The organism is Haloarcula halophila (assembly GCF_029278565.1).
GTDB classification, from domain to species: Archaea; Halobacteriota; Halobacteria; order Halobacteriales; family Haloarculaceae; genus Haloarcula; species Haloarcula halophila.
Genome location: NZ_CP119559.1, coordinates 916,774 through 933,529, shown reverse-complemented (window position 1 = coordinate 933,529; position 16,756 = coordinate 916,774). Strand labels below are relative to the sequence as shown.

The following is a 16,756-nucleotide window of genomic DNA, read 5'->3' as shown; positions in this document are numbered from 1 at the left end:
TGTCCCGGACCGTACCAGTTATGTCGTTCCCGGCAGAGAATCCGGTGTGATAGAGTGGCCACCGGTCGACCCCGCCGACGCGACGGCGGTCGCCGACAGACGGGACGAACTGGTCGCGGCGGTTCGGGACCACGCCGGCCGTGTCGCCTACCAGCTCGCACGGCTGGAGGGCGGTGACTACGGACAGACGACGATCGAGACCGACCGCGGGGAGTGGACCGTCAAGTACGAGGGCGGGGACTTGGAGTACCTGCGGTTCGACCCCGGACGCGGCTCGGAGGTGTACGTCGTCTCGACGAAACACCCGCCCGAACCGGACCCGCTGGCCGACGCGATGGCCGACTACGACGCCTTCGTCGCCGGTTTCAACGACTACGTCGCTTCGCTGGACGGCGTCCTCGACGACGTTTCGACGGAGTTCCCCGCGGTGGCGACGACCGACGGCGTCGTCGCCCAGCGGGACCGCGTCCTCGACCGTGTACGGGAGGTGTGTGACCGGATCGCCGGCGAACTGCACCGCTACGAGGGCGGCGACTACGGGAGCTTCACTACTCGGGTCGAGGGGACACGCTGGGAACTGAAGTGGGAGGAGTCCCGGGCGTCGTATCTCCGCGTCGGCGGAACCGGCGGGCTCTACCTCCTCTCACAGTACGAACAGCCTTCGGCGGCCGACATCCGCGAGTACGCCCCGCGGTTCCGCGGGTTCGTCGAAGCGTACAACGACCACGTCGGGGAGCTGGAGGCGGAGCTGGGAACTGTCGAACTGTGACGGGGCACCGGACGCTGTCGCTCGCCAGTGAGTCGGATCGGAAGAAGTCAGGCGGTGAGCGTCGCGTCTGCGACGGCTGCGACCTGCTTATGCGCGGACGACGTTCGTCGCGCGCGGGCCCTTGGGGGCGTCTTCAATGTCGAATTCGATGTCCTGTCCCTCTTCGAGGTCCGCGCCGCCGACATCCTCCATGTGGAAGAAGACGTCATCGTCCGCATCCTCAGTCGAGATGAAACCGTAGCCGCCGTTGTCGTGGAAGAAATCCACAGTACCGTTTACCATTGCGGTTGACAGTCGGAGTCAGACACTCATAAACCAACCGGTGTTCGTCTACTATAATTTCGATATATTGGACAAACATCCAGCCTGTGCGGAGACCAGCCGAGCCGACCGTCGGTTACGGTTCTGTGGCCAGTTGGTTCGGGAACGGCTCCGTCCCGTCGGATCGCCGCTGGTTCCGTCCCCGCCCACTCGTTCGCGTATGAGCAGGGTTATTCGTCATGGTCTCGATGATCGAACGTGGATTCTCACGAGGTTCGGCGACAGTGGGCGGACCGCTCGGGCGAGTATTCGCCGACGTACTACGCCCACTACGGGTCGGACGCGACGAGCGAGTTGGTCCGTTCGCTACTGGAACGACACGTCGAGTTCGACGCCAGCGTCCTCGAAGTGGGCTGTAACGCCGGGCGACACCTGGCGGAACTGGCAGCCGCCGGCTTCACCGATCTCACCGGCGTCGACCTCAACGCCGACGCACTTGACGTGTTGGCCGAGACGTATCCCGATCTGGCGGCCGACGGCACCTTCCATGCCGCATCGATCGAGGAGTTCGTCACCGACCTCGACGACGACGCGTTCGACGTGGTCTTCTCCGTCGAGACACTCCAGCACATCCATCCTGATTCGACGTGGGTGTTCGACGACATCGCACGGATCGCCGGCGAACTTCTGGTCACCGTCGAGAACGAGAGCGGCGAGGCCGGGACGGTCAACTACGTCGACGACGATTTACCGCTGTACTATCGGGACTGGAACGAGGTGTTCTCCGAGCGGGGGATGACCGAGGTCGAATCGACGACCGGAAAACGCGATACGATACGGGTATTCCGGCCCCCGGAGTGAACCAGTCTCTCTGGCACCCGCTCAACGCAGCACCGCGTAGGCCACGCCCAGGACCCCGCCGTAGACGACGTGCCAGAGGAGGCTCGGAATCGCGAAGTTGGGGACCGGTGGTGCCTGGGGGAACCCGACTGCACGCAGCCAGAGCGGCATCACGAGCGCCGCCAGACCGATCCAGGTCGCGACGCCCCAGGCGATGCCGAGACCGACGGTTCTCCCGGTCGATCCCCCGCCGATCGACCTGATCAGCGCCGCGAAGACGACTCCGAGGACGGCACCGTGTGAGAGGTGTACCGTCCAGCCAGCGACGCCACCGGAGAGTCCGTACAGCCCCGGGATCGCTCCGTTCAGAACGGCCGCGTTCATGACCGAGACGAGGACGGCCATGACCGCTGCTCCCGCGATTCCACCGACGACACCGGCCTGCCAGTCGTCCAGCAATACCTCCGTCTCTGCCGTAGTCTGTGTGTTCGTTGCCATGCACGCTGTACTGCCGGTGGCTGTGGCATGAAGGCGACTTGAGACCGCACCGATCCCGCATTTCTCCCGAAGAGTAAAATACGAGAACAGATCAACTCGCGAACAGGCGTCGCTCGGCACGCTCGTGTTCGGCCGCGAGAACGTCGACAAGTGGCGCGAACGGGGCCATCTCGTCGAGGTCGGTATCGTCGCTGTCGTCGACGGCTTCGACCATCACCGGCCGGAGGTCGTCCAGCACGCGCTGGGCGTCGGTATGCCCCAGCGAGAGCAACCGCTGGGCGGCCCCGAGCAGGCCGGTAACGAACCCGTGACAGCACAGCAGACAGGCTCGCCGGACCTCGATCCCGGCCAGTGCGGTGGTCACGCCCAGAACGACAGCGTAGTTGCCGGGTGCGTCCCCGGCCGCGACGCGCTCGGCGTACCGCTCCAGCGTGTCCTCGTCCTGTAGTTCACGCTGGAGGGAGAGCAGTCGGTCGCCGGACTGCTGGGCGCTCTCGCGGAACTCCGCGGAGAGCGTCACCGCGCTCAGCCGGCGGTCGGCCTCGCAGATGCCGTCGAGGTCGCCGGTAGTGGCTGTGGCGTGTGCGGCCCGCAGCGCGACCAGTTCGGCAGGTCCGACCTGGCGACGGAGGTAGGTTCCGAGCAGTTCACGGAGATCGTCGGCGTCGTCGATCCGGTCGTCCTGGGTGAACTGTTCGAGGCCGTAGGAGACGGTGTAGGTCCCGACCGGCAGGAACGAGTCGGCGAGACGGAAGGCACTGAGGGTGGCGTCGTCGCTCACGTGTCTCCCTCCCGGTCGTCGATGGTGTGGACGCCGTGGTCGTGGCTATGCTCGTGGCTGTGATCGTCGTCGTGTCCATGCTCGTGCCCGTGGCTGTGCTCGTGTCGATGGTCGTCCGGCGAGTCGCCGTCGTCGAACAGCGTCGGCCGAACGGTCTCGTAGCGGTAGTCGACATCCGCCGGGAGTTCCCCCTCGACGATGGCGTCCATCCGCTCGCGGCTGTCGGGGACCGGAAAGAGCGCCTCCCCGTCCCGGAGGGCGAGATCCCAGTGGCGGTTCCCGAGGGTGTGGCCCAACTCCAGTGCGGCCGTCGGCGTGATGTCGCTCCCGGCCAGATCGAGGACCAGCGCGTCGATCGACGCCAGTTCGACGACGACGAGAGTCCCGTCGTCGGCGGCCAGTACGTCGCCGTCGCCCAAGTCCTGCGGGACGACGATCCCGAGATCGCGGCCGTCGTCGGTTCGGGTCCGGACCCGCGAGCGCTGTCGCTCCGTGTCCGAGAGGACGACGGTCACCGGATCGGCCTCGGCCAGTCGTTCCTGGACGGCGGTGTCCTCGCGGTGGCCGAGGTAGCTGTCGGCGATGCGCATCAGTACTTCCTCCCGCTGGGTGCGGGTGCCCCCAGCAATTCCTGTCGTGCGTGGTTCCAGGCCGCCCGGAGCGTGGCCGTCACCGTCTCCGCTCGGTGGCCCAGCGCACGGACTGAGACGCCCGCGTCGTTCGGGAGGGCACTCGCGCCCGCCCGGGCCTCACGGTCGGCGACGACCTCGTGGATAGCGTCGCTCAGACCGTCGATATCCGCATCGGGGGCGACGACGAACGCCGTCCCGTAGACGGCGAACTCACCGAGCATCCCCGGTACCGTCGGGTCGTCCTCCTCGGGAGCTAGGTGCGTGGTGTCGGTAAACAGCAGCCCGTCGGGGCCTGCTGCCTCCACGGTTGAGCGGTACCGCTCGAAGGCGAACGCCTCGCCGCGGGCGAGTCGCCCGGGGACGACCACGTCGCTGAGGACGGCCGTCGCGTCCGCCGCCAACTCCAGCCGGAGGTCCTGACAGTACCGTGCGTTCTCGTGGAGGATGGTCGGCTCCGGGACGTAGTCTAAGTGGCCGCCGGCCTCGACCGAGAGGGTGGTGTCGGCGGCCGCGTAGTTACACTCCATCGACTGGACTTTCGTCGAACTCTGTGTCGAGACGTTGGCGACGGCGCCCTCGCGGACGGTCACCGTGATATCGTGGCGGTCGCCCTGAGCGATCCCGCCGGTCGGCGACTGGACGAACACCGTCTCGGCGTCGGGATGCGGGTCGTGGCCCAGCGTCCCGGAGATGTGGAACGGCACCGTCGCGTAGTCCTCGACGAGCGCGGTTCCGCCCGCGGTGTCGGCGAAGGTCAGTTCGAGGACGCCGTCTTTCCCCGGCGCGCCGACGGCGGCCTGTGGAACCGGCTCGGCGGCGTACTCGGCGAAGGTCGGGTGGGGAGCGTCCGTCTCCTCCGGCAGCGGCTCACCGTCCGTTGCCATCAGGCGAACAGCACCCCTTCGTCGATGTGGGCCATCACCTCGTCGACGCCCTCGCCGGCCTTGCAGTTGGTGAAGACGGTGGGTCCCTCCCGGACCTCGTGGGCATCCGATTCGAGCACGTCGACGTCGACGCCGACGTGGGGCGCCAGGTCCGTCTTGTTGATCACGAGCAGGTCACAGTCGACGACGCCGGGGCCGCGCTTGCGGGGGATGTCCTCGCCCTCGGCGACCGAGATGACGTACAGCGAGAAGTCCGCGAGTTCGGGGTTGAACGTCGCCGCGAGGTTGTCCCCGCCGCTCTCGACGAGGACCACGTCCAGTTCAGGGTGCTCCTCGACGAAGGAATCGATCTGCTGGAGGTTCATCGATGGGTCCTCGCGGATGCCCGTGTGCGGGCAGGCACCGGTCTCGACGCCGGCGACGAGGTCTTCGGGGACCACGTCGGCGAACCGCTCGCGCAGTCGGTCGGCGTCTTCCTGTGTGAGGATGTCGTTGGCGATGACGCCGACGTCCAGCCCCGCATCGCGGAGTTTCGGGACGAGTTCCGACAGCAGCGCCGTCTTGCCCGAGCCGACGGGGCCGCCGACGCCGACGGTCGCCACGTCGCGGTGTGTCTTGCTCATGTGTCCGTGCTCTCGTCGTCGCCCTGATCGGCGGTCCCGACGCTATCTGAACGGATCGGGTCGTGGACGGTCACCAGCTTCGTCCCGTCGGGAAAGACCGGCTCGACCTGGATCATGTCGATCATCTCCGGGACGCCGTCCATGACGTCGTCGCGGCCCAGCAGTTGGGACGCACCCGCCCGGATCTCCGCGACCGACTGGCCCTCCCGTCCGCGCTCGATACACCAGTCGCTGATGTACGCGACCGCTTCGGGGTGGTTCAGCAGGACGCCGCGCTCCTTGCGACGCCGTGCGACCTCTGCCGCAGTGAAGACCGTGAGCCGTTCTTGCTCTTTGGCTGTGAGTTTCATAGCAGGTACCGCTGTGCGAGTGGCAGTTCGGAGGACGGTTCACAGGTGACGTTCTCGCCGTCGACCTCGACCTCGAAGGTCTCGGGATCGACCTCGATGTCGTCGGGACAGTAGTCGTTGTACACCATGTCGCCTTTCCCGGGCGTGCGAGCGCCCTCGATCGGGACGACCGTCGAATCGAGGCCGTACTCCTCGCCGACGCCGCGTTCGGCGGCGGCAGGCGAGACGAACGACAGCGAGAGCGCGTGTTTGGCCTTGCCGACGGCGCCGGCCCGCTCGCGCTGGAGGATCGGCTCGCAGGTCATCAGCGAACCGTTGGCCTCGCCCATCTCGGAGTGGACCGGGAAGCCGCCCTTGAACGTCATCGCCGGCTTCACCCCGAAGAAGGCGGGGTCCCACAGGCAGATATCGGCGATCTTCCCCGGTTCCAGGGTCCCGACGTACTCGTCGATTCCCGCCGAGATGGCCGGGTTGATCGTGTACTTCGAGATGTAGCGTTTGATCCGGAAGTTGTCGGCACCGGACCCTTCGTCCTCGGGCAGCGGCCCCCGCTGGGACTTCATCTTCGAGGCCGTCTGCCAGGTCCGTGAGATGACCTCGGCCATCCGGCCCATCGCCTGGGAGTCCGAGGTCATCATCGAGATGGCGCCCATGTCGTGGAGGACGTCTTCGGCGGCGATGGTCTCGGCCCGGACCCGGGATTCGGCGAAGGCGACGTCCTCGGGGACGTCCGGGTTGAGGTGGTGGCAGACCATCACCATGTCCAGGTGCTCGTCGAACGTGTTGTCCGTGTAGGGCATCGAGGGGTTCGTCGACGAGGGGAGCATGTTGGGCTGGCCGACCATCTCCATGATGTCCGGGGCGTGGCCCCCGCCGGCCCCCTCGATGTGGAACAGGTGCATCGTCCGGCCGTCGACGGCGCTGAAGGTGTTCTCGACGAAGCCGGCTTCGTTGAGCGTGTCGGTGTGCATACACACCTGGATGTCCTCGTCCTCGGCGACGGAAAGCGCCGTGTCGATGGCGGCGGGCATCGAGCCCCAGTCCTCGTGGAGTTTCAGCGCACAGGCGCCGGCCTCGACCTGTTCGCGTAGCGGTTCCGGATCGGAGGCGTTGCCCTTCCCGTAGAAGCCGACGTTGACCGGCCAGGCCTCGGCGGCCTGGAGGAACCGCTTGATGTTCTCGGGGCCGGTCGTACAGGTCGTCGCGCCGCCGCCGTAGCCGCCGCCGAGCATCGTCGTGATCCCCGAGGAGAGCGCGTGTTCGTGCAACTGTGCGGAGTTCCAGTGGATGTGGATGTCCAGACCGCCGGTTGTCGCGATCTTCCCCTCGGCGGGATAGGCGTCCGTCGACGGGCCGACGACCATGTCGACGCCGTCCATCGTGTCCGGATTGCCGGCCTTCCCGATACCGGCGATCTCGCCGTTCCGGATGCCGATGTCGCCTGCGACGATCCCGAGTTTCGGGTCGATGATCGTCGCGTTGGTGATGACCCAGTCGAGTGCGCCCTCCTCCTGGGTGACGCCGGGGGCCTGTCCGAGGCCGTCACGGAGCGTCTTCCCGCCGCCGAAGACGGCTTCGTCGCCGTGGGTCCGGAGGTCTCTCTCGACCTCGGCGAACAGTTCGGTGTCGCCGAGACGGACCTTGTCGCCCTCGGTCGGCCCGTACAGTTCGGCGTAGTTGTCACGGTCGATCTCTCGTGTCATTCCTCTCCCTCCTCGTCGTTTCGCGGTCCGCTCTCGTCGGTCCCCGTGTCGCCGAAGCCGGCCGCCCGGAGCCGTTCGAGCGCGTCACTCGGGTCGGTGTCGACGCTGCCGTCGACCATCCCGTTCATCCCGCGGGCGACCCGCTTGCCGCCGATATCGACGAGTTCGACGGTCTGTTCGTCGCCCGGCTCGAACCGGACGGCTGTTCCGGCCGGGATATTCAGCCGCATTCCGAAGGCCGCCTCGCGGTCGAACTCTAGGGCGGCGTTGGCCTCGAAGAAGTGGAAGTGCGAGCCCACCTGGACCGGTCGGTCGCCGGTATTGCCGACGGTTACCTCGGCGGTGTCCCGGCCCTCGTTCAGCGTTACTGTCCCCTCGCCGGGGATGATCTCGCCCGGGACGAACCCGTCAGACACGGTCGATCACACCTGTGACTCCGTCCGATTGTTTGGCAAACATATACCCCTGTGTTCAACCACACTGGATAAACCGATTCCTGTCGGTGCAATTAGCGCCTGTCCTTCCCACAGAAGTTGAAGTTGTCGTGCCAGACCGTGAAAAACCGACGAAGTTCAACCATACGCTGCCGGCTATCTCTCGTCGAGACGATCAGCGGCTTCCGCGACGGTCAGCGGGGGCCGATCGAACCGGCTCTCGAACAGCCGAACGACCTGTGGCGGACGGAGCCGACAGTCGGCCAGCAGCGCCGTATCGGTCAGGAGTTGGCGGGTCGGGCCGACGGCCGCGATCTCCCCGGCGGCGTCCAGCAGAATCACCCGGTCGGCGACCTGTGGAACGAGTTCGGTATCGGGGGTCGAGATCACGAGCGTCGCCCCGTCGTCGGCGAGTTCGTCGAGCAACTCCAGGATCGTCGCCCGGTTCGCGGCGTCGACGTTACTCAGTGGCTCGTCGAGTAGCAGGACCTCCGGCTCGACGGTGAGCGCGCTCGCCAGTGCTGCCCGTCGCTGCTGGCCCCCGCTCAGCCGGAACGGCGGCTTCGACAGCAGGCCGTCGAGGTCCAGTCGATCGGCGATCCGCTCGACGCGGCGATCGACCTCGTCCTCTGTGAGGGCCAACTGGTTTGGACCGTACGCCAGATCCTCCCTGACTGTTGGGTTGAAGAGGTAGTCGGCGGGGTTCTGCGTGAGGACACTCAGCCGGTCCCGAACGGTGTCGGCGTCAGTCGTCTCTCCGAAGTACCGGACAGTTCCGGCGTCCGGGTCCAACAGTCCACCGAGCAACTGCAACAGCGTGCTCTTGCCGGCGCCGTTCGGCCCCAGTAACGCGACTCGCTCGCCCGCCTCGACGGTCACGTCGACGCCGTCGACGGCCAGCGTCCCGTCGGGGTAGCTGTACCGGACGCCGCTGGCGTCGATCACAGCCACACGACCACCACCGCTGTGAGGACGACCATACCGAAGACCAGATCGACCGCGCCGGCGGACTCGGTTCGCTGGGTCTGTGCCGTCCCGGTCCCGCCGCGGGCACGGGCGGCTCGCTGGACTCGCTCGCCCCGTTCGACGCTCCGCAGGAGGAAGGCCCCGAGGAAGTTCCCCGAGTCCCGCCAGGTCCGGGCCAGAGATGTCTCGGCCAGCGTCCGTCCGCGGCGTGCACGGACCATCCGTTCGAGTTCGGCGAAAAACAACAGCAGATACCGATAGGTGATCGACAGCAGCGAGACGGCGATCGACGGCGCTCGCAGGCGGGACAGCGCTCCGAGGATATCGCTGAACCGGGTCGTCAACAGTAATACCGAGAGAAAGCCGACACAGGCGGCCACCCGGACGGCAAAGAGCAGGACGTACTCGACGCCTGCTGCTGACAGCGGGAGTCCACTCAGCCGTGGCCCGCCCATCAGGACGGCCTGCGGAGAGACGACGAGCATGGCAACGACCGGTGGCCCGCCCAGCCGTCCGAGAAAGGTTCCGGCGGGGACCCGAGACAGGAACGCCAGCACGCCCGAGAGTGTCGCGAGGGCAGCGACGGTCGGGAGCGCCCGCTGTGTCACGGTGAGAGCAACGAGGACGAGGACGCCGAGGAGCTTGACGGTCGGTGTCGTCGCCTGCATGAACCCCCGGCGTTCGGGCACGTCCTCGGTGAGCAGAAACCACTGTGCGCGGGCGGCAACCGATTCGACGGTCCGGGCGACCAGATCAGTGTTGCCCATCGGTCCCGGTTCCGAGCAATCGGCCGATCCCCGTCGCGACCAACAGGGTCAGTGCGGTTCCGACGACCGCGGCGACGAAGGTTCCGGTCGCTCCGCCGAGACCGGGGATAGCGTAGTCGGGGAAGGGAGCGATCCCGGTCGCACTCGCGTGATCGGTCGCGCCCGTCTCCTCGGCGGCGTTCTCCAGGGGTTCGGCGTAGCCGACAGCGCCGGCTGCCCAGCCGAACACCGGGGCGAGTACCGTCAGGACCACCAAGACCGCCAGCGCACGCGGGAGCCAATCCGGGGCCATCACGCGGTCACCTCCGTTGCGGTCGGTCGGAGGTCCGGCCGCGCCCGTGCGAGATAGCGATAGACCACGGCGGTGATCGCGCCCTCGACGAGCCCCAGAACCAGGTGGCCCACGCCCATGATGGCGAGCGTCGTCACCACCTGGAACTCGAAGGCGGAGGAGAGGCCGAGCTGGAGGCCGGCGGTGAGCGCCCCGGCGGTGATTCCGAGCCACCCGGCCGCGAAGGCGGCCCGGAACTCACCGTAGGGGGCCACCAACCGATAGACCGCGTAGCCGACGTACACCTCGACGACGGCCATGTTGAAGACGTTCGCTCCCAGCACCACGAGCCCGCCGTCGCCGAAGATCAGTGCCTGGATCGTCACGACCGTGGCGACACAGAGTGCGCCCAGGTGGGGTCCCAGCAGGATCGCGGCGAAGGCACCGCCGACGAAGTGTGCGCTCGTCCCGCCCGGGATCGGCCAGTTGAGCATCTGTGCGGCGAACACGCCGGCGGCGACGACGCCCACGAGCGGGGCGCGCCGTTCGGGGATGTCACCCCCGACTCGCCTGGCAGCGAGGCTCAGGACTCCCACACTGAGCGCGCCGAACAGCAACGCGAGCGGCAGATCGATGTAGCCGTCGGGAATGTGCATGCTACCCGTTTCAGTCGGGGCCGACAATAATACTTTGTCATAGCGCAGTATTACCGGCGGCGAGTGGCCAGTCATATACCGGCCATCTGCGTACACGCCGGTATGAGCGACGAGTTCGACCGGATCAGTCTCACGCTGCCGTCGTCGATGGTCGACCGACTCGACGGGATCGTCGACGACTGGGAGTACCCCAGTCGATCGGCCGCCGTCCGTGACTCGCTACGGGACTTCTTCGGGGCCTACGAGTGGGAGTCCGACGGTGACCACCACCACCACGGAACGATCGTCGTCGTCCACGACCACCACGCGGCCGGTATCGCCGACGAACTCCAGACGATCCAACACGAGATGGCCGAGACGATCGTGTCCGTCCAGCATATCCACCTCTCACACGACACCTGCATGGAGACGCTCGTCGTCGAGGGTGCGGCCAGTGATATCACCGCACTGGCGAACCAACTCCGATCGGTCACCGGCGTCCAGCAGGTCAAGGTCGTCGTGGTCGACGAGTAGTTCGGCCAGTAGCGGCAACCGATCCGACTCTCTCGCTGGCAGAACCGAATTCTACGGACTTCATCTATTTTCCGCAGATATTGTTTGAATATCCGGTAACTTGCGAACGTCCTTCTATATCCTTATACACAACCCGCGTTCTCAAGGAGAGTATAAGATTCGATCAGTAACCCTTATTTACTTCCTGTGGATGTCCAACGATGTGAGCCAAACGATGGACGGACGTACTAATTTGGGCGATAAGTCGCTTGATACGTTCAGTAACAGTGTGTATAAGGTTGTAGATGATGATGGATTCTCGGTGGTGGGCGCATGAGCGACCGACTCGTCAGTCGCCGTGGCTTCCTCGGATCGTCGGCTGTTCTGGCCGGGACCGCACTCGCCGGTTGTTCCGGCGGATCGGCCTCCGGTGACGATACGATCAAGCTCGGCGTCCTGGAGGACCGCTCGGGCAACTTCGCGCTGGTTGGCGATCCGAAACACAAGGCGTCGCTGCTGGCCATCGAGGAGATCAACAACAACGGCGGGATCGACGGGAAACAGATCGAGGTGTTCGACCCCGATCCGCAGTCGGACAACCAGCGGTACCAGGAACTCACCCGGCGGATGATCAACCAGAACAACGTCGACGCGTTGTGGGCCGGCTACTCCTCGGCAACTCGCGAGGCTATCCGCCCGATCATCGACCGCGAGGATCAGCTGTACTTCTACACCACTCAGTACGAGGGCGGTGTCTGTGACAAGAACGTCTTCGCTGTCGGGCCGACCGCCCGCCAGCAACTCGGGAGCGTTCTCCCCTACCTCGTCGAGGAATACGGTTCAGATATCTACACCATCGCCGCCGACTACAACTTCGGGCAACTCTCGGCGGACTGGGTGAAGGTCCTGGCAAACGAGAACAACGCCAACGTCATCGGCGAGGAGTTCATCCCGCTGTCGAACTCCCAGTTCGGCTCGACGATCAACCGCATCCAGGAAGCCGACCCGGACTTCGTGATGTCGATGCTCGTCGGCGCGAACCACACCTCCTTCTACGAGCAGAAGGCCTCGGCCGGGCTGGAGGTCCCGATCGGCACGTCGACGGCGATGGCCCAGGGATACGAACACCGTCGGCTAGACCCGCCTGCGATGGCCAACATCTACGCTGGGGTCAACTACATGGAAGAGATCCCGACCCAGCGCAACACCGAAGAGGGCGGGTTCGTCGACCGCTACTACGAGAAGTTCCCCGACGCTCCCTACCTCAACGAGGAGGCCGAGAACAACTACTTCTCGATCTACATGTACAAGCAGGCCGTCGAGCAGGCCGGCACGACCGAACAAGGCGAAGTCAAGGCGGCCCTGGAGTCGGGGATCACCTACGGTGCGCCCGAGGCCCCCGAGGACGAGGAGATACGGCTGGTCCCCGAAACCCACCACGTCGACCACCACATGTGGGTCATGCGTGCCGACGAGGAACACAACATCGAGGCGGTCGACGACCGGGTCATCCCCGAGACGTTCCTCAAGGACACGGTCGGCTGTGATCTGACGCAGGAAGACGAGGAAACCCAGTACACCCCACAGGACTACTACGAGGAGGCTGGGTAGGGATGGTCAACGGCCTGAACCTCCTGTTCCAGTTCCTCGATAGCTTTGCGTTCATCGTGCTGGCAGCCGCGGGGTTGGCCATCATCTTCGGCATCATGGGCGTCATCAATCTCGCACACGGCGAGTTCATCATGGTCGGGGCGTACGCGACGACCCTGGCGAACATCCGCCTCGGACTGCCGCTGCCGGCCGCGATGCTCGCTGGGGTCGTCGTCTCGGCGGTGTTCGGCCTGGTCGTCGAACGGGTCATCATCTCCGGGTGGCTCCCGAACCTGATCAGCCAACTCGCCGTCGGACGCGACGTCATCGAACCGCTGTACGACCGACTCGCGGACTCGATGGTCGCGACCTGGGGGCTCTCGCTCATCATGGTCCAGGGTGTACGCATCACGCTGGGCAACTCGCTGGACCAGATCGGGACGCCGCTGGGTAACATCGCCTACGGCGGCTTCTCGTACTCGACGTATCGGGTCCTGCTTGCCGGCGTCGCGCTGGCTGTCCTGGCGGTCACGTACTACGTGTTCACCCGGACCGAGTATGGGATGCGCGCCCGGGCGACCATCCAGGACGAGGACACGGCCCGCGCGATGGGTGTCGACACCGAGCGGACCTACATGACCACGTTCGCCTTCGGGTCGGCCCTGGCGGGACTAACCGGTGCGCTGTACGCGCCGACGATCACGATGGTCCCAGGCCTAGGGAGTTCGTTCCTCGTCGAGGCGTTCGTCGCCGTCGTCGTCGGCGGCCCCAGCGTCGTGCTGGGGACGACCCTCGCGGGCGGCCTGCTGGGAATGATCAACGCCGTCTTCTCGAACCTCATCGGGACGTTCTTCGGACGGATCATGCTGCTGTTGACCGCGATCGTGATGATCCGGTTCCTCCCGGAGGGCATCACGGGCTACGTCGAGCGCCTGCGTGAACGGCGCCAGGAGGGCGCGTAGATGGCGACCACGCACTCGGGAGGCGCGGACTCGAACGCCTCCGAGGGGTTTCTCGATCGACTCGTCGGTCGATTCGAAGGGCCAAACACCGTCGGGAACTCCCGGCGGTTCTGGGCCGGCTTTGCCGTCGCCGTCCTGGCCCTCGCGGCGTACCCGCTCGCGGTCGGCTCCTACCAGGCCTCGCGGTTCTCGCTGTTCCTGGTGTACGCCTTCCTCGGCCTCTCGCTGTCGGTCGTCTGGGGCTACGCCGGGATCCTCTCCTTTGGCCAGGTCGTCTTCTTCGGCTTCGCCGGCTACACCTTCGGCGTCGTCTCGGTCAACTTCGCAACGCCGGCGGGGATCACGGCGGCGTTCGTCGTCGCCGTCGCCGGGGGAGCGCTCCTGGCTGCGGTCCTGGGCTATTTCATGTTCTACGGGGGCGTTCGGAACGTCTACGTCACTATCATCACGCTGGTGTCGACGCTCGTGTTGCACACGTTCATGGCCCAGACCGCCGGTGACGCCTGGACGATCGGCGAGGCCGCGCTGGGCGGGTTCAACGGGATGCCGACGATCCCGAACCTCGCGCTCGGCGTCGGTGGCGCGGCGTTCACCTTCGACAGCATGACGTTCTACTACTTCGTGCTGGCGCTGTTGATCGCGACCTATCTCGGTCTGCGGGCGCTCGTCAACTCCGACTACGGCCGCGTGATGGTCGCCGTCCGGGAAGACGAAGACCGGACCCGGATGTTCGGCTACGACGTCAAACGCGTGAAACTGGCCGTCTTCACCCTCGGTGGGGCGCTGGCCGGTCTCTCGGGCGTGCTGTACGCCTCCTGGGGCAACTACATGAGCCCCGGGGTCTTCGAGTTGACCTTCGCCTCGCTGCCGGTCATCTGGGTGAGCGTCGGCGGCCGGAAGACGCTGCTCGGTGCGGTGATCGCCACCGTCGGCATCGAGTTCTTCCGGAACTCCTTGGGCGGGGAACTCGCGTTCGTCCTCGTCGGCACGCTCCTGTTGGTTTTCATCCTCGGCCTGCCAGGCGGGATCGTCCCGTGGGTCCAAGAGGTCTACTCGAAGCGACGCGGTGAAACGGCGACCTCGGAACCGACCGAGGCGTCGACGGAGGTAGTCGACTCATGAGCACGAACGACGCGGCGGGCAACCCGAACGTCCGCCAGACGGCCGCGGAACTCGCAACGGGTGATCGAACGGATACGCTGTTGGCGACCGACGGACTGGAGAAGCAGTTCGGCGGGTTCACCGCCATCGACGAGGTAGATTTCAGCGTCGAAGCCGGCGAACTCCGGTGTCTTATCGGCCCGAACGGCGCCGGCAAGTCGACGCTGCTGAAACTGATCACCGGCACGTACGCGCCGACCGACGGGGACCTCTACTACGACGGCCACGAGATTACCGACGAGGAACCACAGGACCGCGTGAAACGCGGCATCAGCATGAAGTTCCAGGTGCCGTCGGTGTACGGCGAACTCACCGTCCGTGAGAACGCCCGGCTGCCGATCCAGCGGTTCGCCGACGGCGACGAGCGGCGACGGCGTGTCGACGAGGCCATCGAAGCGGCCGGACTCGCCGGCTACGAGGAGGTCGACGCCAGCGCGCTCTCACACGGCCAGCAACAGCAACTGGAGATCGGAATGGCCGCGTCCCTGGAGCCCGACCTCCTCTTGCTCGACGAACCCGTCGCCGGCCTCGACGTTGCCGAACGCGAGGCCATCGCCGAGCGGGTCACCCGACTCAACGAGGAGGAGGGGATCGCCTTCGTCGTCATCGAACACGACACCGACTTCGTCGCGGAGATCGCCGACGAAGTGACCGTCCTGCACAACGGCGAGGTGTTCCGCGAGGGGCCGATCGAGGAGATCGAGTCCGATCCGGCTGTCCAACGGATCTACCTGGGGGAGAGCGACCGATGACCGATCCGATCCTCGAACTCCAGGGCGTGACCGCCGCCTACGACTCGACGCCGATCCTCCGGGAGGTCGACCTCTCGGTCCAGTCTGGCGAGATCGTCGGCGTCATGGGGAAAAACGGCGTCGGCAAGACGACCCTGATGAAGACGGTAATCGGCCTGCTCGAACCCGTCTACGGCACCGTCAGCTACGACGGCACCGACGTGACCGGTCACGACGCCGACGAGCGCGCCCGTGCTGGCATCGGCTACATCCCGCAGGGCCGGGACGTCTTCCCGAAACTCACCGTCGAGCAGAACATCAAGATGGGCGAGACCGTCAACGCCGACAGCTCGGAGACGCTGTACGACGAAATCTACGACTACTTCCCGATCCTCGAAGAGCGAGCCAGCCAACAAGCCGGGACGCTCTCGGGGGGCCAACAGCAGATGCTCGCCATCGCGCGGGCGCTGGTCTCGAACCCCGACCTGCTGTTGCTCGACGAGCCGAGCGAGGGAATTCAACCCTCGATCGTCGATCAGATCAGCCAGGACATGCAGACGATCAACGAGGAACTCGGGACGACGATCCTCTTCGTCGAACAGAACCTCGGCGTCATCCGCGAGATGGCAGACCGCTGTTACGCGATGGAACGGGGCGAGATCGTCGACGAGGTCGGCTCCGCGACGCTGGCCGACGAGGACGCGATCGCCGAGTATCTGGCCGTCTGAGCAGTCCGCTTTTTTGCGGATCGCCGACCGGTCGAAACGGTTCTATGCCTGCGTCGCCTACGTCGGGCACTGTGCTGTTCGCCCGGACGCCCGGTTCGCTGACGATCCCCGACGAGTTGCAGGACTCGATCGCGGCCACCATTGCGGCGAGTCACCCTCACGAGGCGGGCGGGTATCTCGCCTGTACTCGACGGGACGATCGGCTGCACGCGACCGACCACGTCCCGCTTGAAAACGTCGCCGCGGAGCCACGGTGGCGGTTCGTCGCCACGGCGACCGACCGCGTCCCGTCGGAGCCGCGCGTGTTCTATCACTCGCATACGTCGCCGTCGACGCCGTCCGGTCTGACGGGCGTCGACCGCCGGAACATCCACGACCCGCTCGCGCTCGTCGTCTTCGCCCCTCACGGAGAGCCCTACAGCTATCGGCTGTTCCAGCTCGGGCTGTTCGGCTGGCGGGAAGTTCCCGTCACGACGGTCGGGGAAGGCGACGCCGAGTCGGAGAAACTGCCGCGGCTCATGTAACTCCTCGACGCGGACACGGTTCTGTTCCCGGCCGTCGATCGGACAATGCGTTCTCATTCGAACGGGACAGCCTGTCAGTTCGATACCCTCCGACGAGACAGTTCCACCCGACCAGTCGAAACAGCGACCGAGA

Annotated in this window: 22 protein-coding genes; 9 read left to right on the top strand and 13 right to left on the bottom strand. The window is 66.0% G+C overall.

The genetic code is table 11. The features are described from left to right. Positions 1-46 precede the first annotated feature (46 nt). Positions 47-769 carry a profilin-fold protein gene (locus P0204_RS04910; RefSeq protein WP_276222181.1) on the top strand — a complete coding sequence of 241 codons (723 nt, stop codon included), beginning with the start codon at positions 47-49 and terminating at the stop codon, positions 767-769. Between the two features lie 87 nt (positions 770-856). On the opposite strand, the gene P0204_RS04905 is transcribed toward P0204_RS04910, so the two are convergent. Then, on the bottom strand, positions 857-1,051 hold the full coding sequence (locus tag P0204_RS04905; RefSeq protein ID WP_276222180.1) for a cold-shock protein: 195 nt from the start codon (positions 1,049-1,051) through the stop codon (positions 857-859). 237 nt (positions 1,052-1,288) lie between these two features. Between P0204_RS04905 and P0204_RS04900 the strand changes: the two genes are divergently transcribed. Next, complete coding sequence (locus tag P0204_RS04900; RefSeq protein WP_276222179.1) at positions 1,289-1,891, top strand: class I SAM-dependent methyltransferase; 603 nt, start codon at positions 1,289-1,291, stop codon at positions 1,889-1,891. A 21-nt stretch (positions 1,892-1,912) separates the two neighbouring features. On the opposite strand, the gene P0204_RS04895 is transcribed toward P0204_RS04900, so the two are convergent. The 12 genes from P0204_RS04895 to P0204_RS04840 form a co-directional block, all read right to left on the bottom strand. Further along, positions 1,913-2,368 carry a histidine kinase gene (locus P0204_RS04895; RefSeq protein WP_276222177.1) on the bottom strand — a complete coding sequence of 152 codons (456 nt, stop codon included), beginning with the start codon at positions 2,366-2,368 and terminating at the stop codon, positions 1,913-1,915. Positions 2,369-2,459: 91 nt separating this feature from the next. Next, positions 2,460-3,149 (bottom strand): urease accessory protein UreF, encoded by a 690-nt coding sequence (locus P0204_RS04890; RefSeq protein ID WP_276222175.1) that lies wholly within the window; start codon positions 3,147-3,149, stop codon positions 2,460-2,462. Continuing rightward, a complete protein-coding gene (locus P0204_RS04885; RefSeq protein ID WP_276222173.1) occupies positions 3,146-3,739 on the bottom strand; it encodes an urease accessory protein UreE in 594 nt (197 codons plus the stop codon). Before P0204_RS04885 ends, P0204_RS04890 begins: the two co-directional genes overlap by 4 nt. Then, positions 3,739-4,665, bottom strand: coding sequence for an urease accessory protein UreD (ureD, locus tag P0204_RS04880; RefSeq protein ID WP_276222172.1), 927 nt, complete (start codon positions 4,663-4,665; stop codon positions 3,739-3,741). The genes P0204_RS04885 and ureD overlap by 1 nt, the downstream gene beginning before the upstream one ends. Then, positions 4,665-5,288, bottom strand: a complete 624-nt coding sequence (ureG, locus tag P0204_RS04875) for an urease accessory protein UreG (RefSeq protein ID WP_276222170.1) — start codon at positions 5,286-5,288, stop codon at positions 4,665-4,667. The genes ureD and ureG overlap by 1 nt, the downstream gene beginning before the upstream one ends. Continuing rightward, positions 5,285-5,638, bottom strand: coding sequence for an urease subunit gamma (locus P0204_RS04870; protein WP_276222168.1), 354 nt, complete (start codon positions 5,636-5,638; stop codon positions 5,285-5,287). Before P0204_RS04870 ends, ureG begins: the two co-directional genes overlap by 4 nt. Continuing rightward, positions 5,635-7,341, bottom strand: coding sequence for an urease subunit alpha (gene ureC / locus P0204_RS04865; protein WP_276222167.1), 1,707 nt, complete (start codon positions 7,339-7,341; stop codon positions 5,635-5,637). The genes P0204_RS04870 and ureC overlap by 4 nt, the downstream gene beginning before the upstream one ends. After that, a complete protein-coding gene (locus P0204_RS04860) occupies positions 7,338-7,757 on the bottom strand; it encodes an urease subunit beta (protein WP_276222165.1) in 420 nt (139 codons plus the stop codon). Before P0204_RS04860 ends, ureC begins: the two co-directional genes overlap by 4 nt. A gap of 174 nt (positions 7,758-7,931) precedes the next feature. Next, positions 7,932-8,726: an energy-coupling factor ABC transporter ATP-binding protein gene (locus tag P0204_RS04855; RefSeq protein ID WP_276222163.1), complete on the bottom strand. Its 795-nt coding sequence runs from the start codon at positions 8,724-8,726 to the stop codon at positions 7,932-7,934. Next, positions 8,717-9,508 carry a cobalt ECF transporter T component CbiQ gene (cbiQ, locus tag P0204_RS04850; protein ID WP_276222161.1) on the bottom strand — a complete coding sequence of 264 codons (792 nt, stop codon included), beginning with the start codon at positions 9,506-9,508 and terminating at the stop codon, positions 8,717-8,719. The genes P0204_RS04855 and cbiQ overlap by 10 nt, the downstream gene beginning before the upstream one ends. Then, positions 9,495-9,800, bottom strand: coding sequence for a PDGLE domain-containing protein (locus P0204_RS04845; RefSeq protein WP_276222159.1), 306 nt, complete (start codon positions 9,798-9,800; stop codon positions 9,495-9,497). The genes cbiQ and P0204_RS04845 overlap by 14 nt, the downstream gene beginning before the upstream one ends. Continuing rightward, complete coding sequence (locus P0204_RS04840) at positions 9,800-10,435, bottom strand: energy-coupling factor ABC transporter permease (RefSeq protein ID WP_276222157.1); 636 nt, start codon at positions 10,433-10,435, stop codon at positions 9,800-9,802. The genes P0204_RS04845 and P0204_RS04840 overlap by 1 nt, the downstream gene beginning before the upstream one ends. A gap of 102 nt (positions 10,436-10,537) precedes the next feature. Here P0204_RS04840 and nikR point away from each other — a divergent pair, with 102 nt between their 5' ends. The 7 genes from nikR to P0204_RS04805 all read left to right on the top strand — a co-directional run bounded on the left by nikR (position 10,538) and on the right by P0204_RS04805 (position 16,623). Further along, complete coding sequence (nikR, locus tag P0204_RS04835) at positions 10,538-10,948, top strand: nickel-responsive transcriptional regulator NikR (RefSeq protein WP_276222154.1); 411 nt, start codon at positions 10,538-10,540, stop codon at positions 10,946-10,948. A gap of 312 nt (positions 10,949-11,260) precedes the next feature. Continuing rightward, positions 11,261-12,538: an urea ABC transporter substrate-binding protein gene (locus tag P0204_RS04830; protein WP_276222152.1), complete on the top strand. Its 1,278-nt coding sequence runs from the start codon at positions 11,261-11,263 to the stop codon at positions 12,536-12,538. Between the two features lie 2 nt (positions 12,539-12,540). Further along, positions 12,541-13,479 carry an urea ABC transporter, permease protein UrtB gene (urtB, locus tag P0204_RS04825; protein WP_276222150.1) on the top strand — a complete coding sequence of 313 codons (939 nt, stop codon included), beginning with the start codon at positions 12,541-12,543 and terminating at the stop codon, positions 13,477-13,479. Then, a complete protein-coding gene (locus P0204_RS04820; protein WP_276222148.1) occupies positions 13,480-14,601 on the top strand; it encodes an ABC transporter permease subunit in 1,122 nt (373 codons plus the stop codon). It abuts the gene before it with no gap. Next, on the top strand, positions 14,598-15,392 hold the full coding sequence (locus P0204_RS04815; protein WP_276222147.1) for an ABC transporter ATP-binding protein: 795 nt from the start codon (positions 14,598-14,600) through the stop codon (positions 15,390-15,392). Before P0204_RS04820 ends, P0204_RS04815 begins: the two co-directional genes overlap by 4 nt. Beyond that, the gene (locus P0204_RS04810) at positions 15,389-16,099 is read left to right on the top strand and encodes an ABC transporter ATP-binding protein (protein WP_379801711.1); all 711 of its coding nucleotides are present in this window, start codon (positions 15,389-15,391) and stop codon (positions 16,097-16,099) included. Before P0204_RS04815 ends, P0204_RS04810 begins: the two co-directional genes overlap by 4 nt. Positions 16,100-16,143: 44 nt before the next feature. Then, the gene (locus P0204_RS04805) at positions 16,144-16,623 is read left to right on the top strand and encodes a M67 family metallopeptidase (protein ID WP_276222145.1); all 480 of its coding nucleotides are present in this window, start codon (positions 16,144-16,146) and stop codon (positions 16,621-16,623) included. Positions 16,624-16,756: the final 133 nt, after the last annotated feature.

Bases quoted from the DNA above. Each gene is read 5' to 3' on its own strand.
- P0204_RS04905 (WP_276222180.1), bottom strand. From the start codon at position 1,051: ATGGTAAACGGTACTGTGGATTTCTTCCACGACAACGGCGGCTACGGT.
- P0204_RS04895 (WP_276222177.1), bottom strand. From the start codon at position 2,368: ATGGCAACGAACACACAGACTACGGCAGAGACGGAGGTATTGCTGGAC.
- P0204_RS04885 (WP_276222173.1), bottom strand. From the start codon at position 3,739: ATGCGCATCGCCGACAGCTACCTCGGCCACCGCGAGGACACCGCCGTC.
- ureD (WP_276222172.1), bottom strand. From the start codon at position 4,665: ATGGCAACGGACGGTGAGCCGCTGCCGGAGGAGACGGACGCTCCCCAC.
- ureG (WP_276222170.1), bottom strand. From the start codon at position 5,288: ATGAGCAAGACACACCGCGACGTGGCGACCGTCGGCGTCGGCGGCCCC.
- P0204_RS04870 (WP_276222168.1), bottom strand. From the start codon at position 5,638: ATGAAACTCACAGCCAAAGAGCAAGAACGGCTCACGGTCTTCACTGCG.
- ureC (WP_276222167.1), bottom strand. From the start codon at position 7,341: ATGACACGAGAGATCGACCGTGACAACTACGCCGAACTGTACGGGCCG.
- cbiQ (WP_276222161.1), bottom strand. From the start codon at position 9,508: ATGGGCAACACTGATCTGGTCGCCCGGACCGTCGAATCGGTTGCCGCC.
- P0204_RS04845 (WP_276222159.1), bottom strand. From the start codon at position 9,800: ATGGCCCCGGATTGGCTCCCGCGTGCGCTGGCGGTCTTGGTGGTCCTG.
- P0204_RS04840 (WP_276222157.1), bottom strand. From the start codon at position 10,435: ATGCACATTCCCGACGGCTACATCGATCTGCCGCTCGCGTTGCTGTTC.
- nikR (WP_276222154.1), top strand. From the start codon at position 10,538: ATGAGCGACGAGTTCGACCGGATCAGTCTCACGCTGCCGTCGTCGATG.
- P0204_RS04830 (WP_276222152.1), top strand. From the start codon at position 11,261: ATGAGCGACCGACTCGTCAGTCGCCGTGGCTTCCTCGGATCGTCGGCT.
- urtB (WP_276222150.1), top strand. From the start codon at position 12,541: ATGGTCAACGGCCTGAACCTCCTGTTCCAGTTCCTCGATAGCTTTGCG.
- P0204_RS04820 (WP_276222148.1), top strand. From the start codon at position 13,480: ATGGCGACCACGCACTCGGGAGGCGCGGACTCGAACGCCTCCGAGGGG.
- P0204_RS04815 (WP_276222147.1), top strand. From the start codon at position 14,598: ATGAGCACGAACGACGCGGCGGGCAACCCGAACGTCCGCCAGACGGCC.
- P0204_RS04810 (WP_379801711.1), top strand. From the start codon at position 15,389: ATGACCGATCCGATCCTCGAACTCCAGGGCGTGACCGCCGCCTACGAC.
- P0204_RS04805 (WP_276222145.1), top strand. From the start codon at position 16,144: ATGCCTGCGTCGCCTACGTCGGGCACTGTGCTGTTCGCCCGGACGCCC.